This window comes from Vibrio sp. LB10LO1 (assembly GCF_010092875.1).
In the GTDB taxonomy this organism is placed as follows: Bacteria; Pseudomonadota; Gammaproteobacteria; order Enterobacterales; family Vibrionaceae; genus Vibrio; species Vibrio campbellii.
Map to the genome: position 1 here is coordinate 1 of NZ_JAADJW010000077.1, position 2649 is coordinate 2649.

The window sequence follows — 2649 nt, forward strand, 5'->3', positions numbered from 1 at the left end:
ACATAACAAACTGTTTAAGAGTGATTCGCAACGCGTGGCATTTTTACTATGCGTTGGATTTAGTGTTTGAGGTGGTATGCGGCGACATCGGTATTGCGTTGCTCACACCTTAACAGGGCGTTAGTTGAATAGGGAAAATCCGTGAATATTTTTGAAGCATTTCTTAATGTGCTTGCGCAAGTCTGGTATCTAGTGCCTTTATTGCTCATTGTTAGCGTTTTCAAAAGTAGGTGGCTAAAAGGTGTATTCGGTGAGTTTCTCGTGAACCGTCTTTTGTCCAAATTACCAGAGTCTGATTACACACTAATAAAAGACGTAACGTTGCCGACTAACGATGGTACAACTCAAGTCGACCATATTGTGGTTTCTAGATATGGCATCTTCGTCGTTGAAACTAAGAATATGAAAGGTTGGATATTTGGTTCAGCTCGCCAGAAACAGTGGACACAAAAGATTTACCGCCATTCCTCTAAATTTCAGAACCCACTGCATCAGAATTACAAGCACATAAAAGCTCTGGAAACCTTGCTAGGTTGCAGAGAAGAACACTTGCATTCGGTTATTGTTTTCATCGGCGACAGTACCTTTAAAACCGAAATGCCTCCAAACGTTACCTACGCTCGAGGAAGTATTCGATACATTCAGCAATTTAACGATGTAGTGTTCTCTGACAATGATTATGCTCGGTTAACAGAGTCTATAAACCAGATAAAGTTAAAGCGCGGAGTCATTACGGATTTAAAGCATCGTAAACATGTCAAAGAAGTTGTTGCATCCAAAGTTAGCTCAAATGAGTGCCCCCGTTGCGGCTCTGAAATGGTGTTGCGTGAAACCAAGCGTGGTGAAAATATAGGTAAACAGTTTTGGGGTTGTTCAACCTTTCCCAAGTGTAGGGCTGTGAAACAATTCAACTAACAAACTGTTTAAGAGTGATTCGCAACGCGTGGCATTTTTACTATGCGTTGGGTTTAGTGTTTAAGGTGGTATGCAGCGGCTTCGGTATTGCGTTGCTCACACCTTAACAGGGCGTTATGCCACAGCCAGAAAATATGGAGAAAAGGAAATGGATCTTAATTCACTACTACTGTTTATAGTCGCTTGTCTTGCTATCAATATGATACCAGGGCCAGACGTTATCTATATTGTTTCAAACACAATGAAAGGTAAGTTGGTCACTGGGTTCAAAGCTGCAATGGGACTTGGTGTAGGTTATTTTGTTCATACTTTAGCAGCTTCATTAGGATTATCTGCAATTATCCTCAGCTCAGCGGTAGCTTTTAGTGCAGTCAAATGGTTGGGTGCCGCTTATCTAGTCTATTTGGGTGTTCAGTCGTTACTTTCAATGTGGCGTGGGGGGAGCACATTGAAAGTAAGTGAAAGCGTTGAAAGTGACAAAAATGTATTTGTACAAGGCGTAATTGTTAGTGTATTAAACCCGAAAGTTGCACTGTTCTTCCTTTCGTTCCTACCTCAGTTTATTGATGCATCATCAGGTTCGGCTTCTATGCAATTATTGTGGCTTGGTTTGTTATTTAGCGTACTGGCTACAATGTGTAATATCCTGTATGCGTCAGTAGGTAGCTGGGTCTTTAGTCGCCCGAATTCTCAGCGCTACTCACGAGGGCTAGAGGGCGTTTCTGGTGTTTTACTTATTGGGCTAGCAAGCAAAGTTGCGATCAGCGATCGCTAGTGGCATAACAAAGCATTTAAGAGTGATTCGCAACGCTTGGCAGTTTCGCTTCGCTCAAGTATAGCCAAGCGTCGCTCACACCTTAATGCGGCGTTATAAATACTCATGGATTAAGCGAAAATGAATGGAAATATAGATTCAATAATATTTGACGCAGGTGGTGTGCTTATGTTCATCAAAGAGTTCCGCTCGTCGATTATTGAGCGGGTTCTACTCGCGAAAGGTTATGATATTGCACTAATTGATAGAGCTCTAGCGGACTTGCAAATATTCGATCGAGAATTCTTTGCCAAGTCCAAAATCGTTGACTGGAGTGACGAGAAGCAATGGCTTCAAGAACGCGCCTTAAGAATTTCAAATTTTGTAAATGGTGATACCTTGCTCGCAGAGCAATTATTCCACGCAGCCTTAGATACGCATCAGTACCAGTTATATAGTGAAACCGTAGAAGTTCTCGAACAGTTGCGAGAGAAGTATCGCTTATTTGTGTTATCGAATGCGACGGCAACATTAGATTGGGCGTTTGATAGTTTAGGTATTCGGCAGTATTTTGAGCAAGTTATGATTTCGTCATACGTAGGATGTGAGAAACCTAATCGAGAAATCTACGTTCATGCTCTGTCTTCTTTTTCTTTGAATCCTAGCTCGACGATGTTTATTGATGACAAAGTCGAAAATGTAGTTGCAGCTAAATCGTGTGGTATTCAGGCTTATCATTTGCAGCGTAGTAAAGGTGAAAGCTTGTCTTCTTTTGCGGAGCTCTTAGTGGCTTCATCGAAACCGTATTTATAACAAAGCGTTTAAGGCGGATTCACAACGCTTGGCGATTTCAGTTCAAGTTGAATTTAGTGTTTAAGGTACAATGGTTTAGGTTTGGTGGTTTGCGTTGCTCACCACTTAACGCGGCGTTAGTTTGCAAGAGGAAAAACTCAGCTATATCGCAAGATCTAGTGGTAAAA

The 2649-nt window shown here is 41.6% G+C and carries 3 protein-coding genes; all 3 read left to right on the forward strand.

Translation table 11 applies throughout. The features are described 5' to 3' along the window. The first annotated feature begins 141 nt into the window (after window positions 1-141). The 3 genes from GXP65_RS24795 to GXP65_RS24810 all read left to right on the forward strand — a co-directional run bounded on the left by GXP65_RS24795 (window position 142) and on the right by GXP65_RS24810 (window position 2482). The gene (locus GXP65_RS24795; protein ID WP_017817962.1) at window positions 142-915 is read left to right on the forward strand and encodes an NERD domain-containing protein; all 774 of its coding nucleotides are present in this window, start codon (window positions 142-144) and stop codon (window positions 913-915) included. 148 nt (window positions 916-1063) lie between these two features. Continuing rightward, on the forward strand, window positions 1064-1690 hold the full coding sequence (locus tag GXP65_RS24805; protein ID WP_069543456.1) for a LysE family translocator: 627 nt from the start codon (window positions 1064-1066) through the stop codon (window positions 1688-1690). Between the two features lie 120 nt (window positions 1691-1810). Continuing rightward, window positions 1811-2482 carry an HAD-IA family hydrolase gene (locus GXP65_RS24810; RefSeq protein WP_162093945.1) on the forward strand — a complete coding sequence of 224 codons (672 nt, stop codon included), beginning with the start codon at window positions 1811-1813 and terminating at the stop codon, window positions 2480-2482. The last annotated feature ends 167 nt before the right edge of the window (window positions 2483-2649 follow it).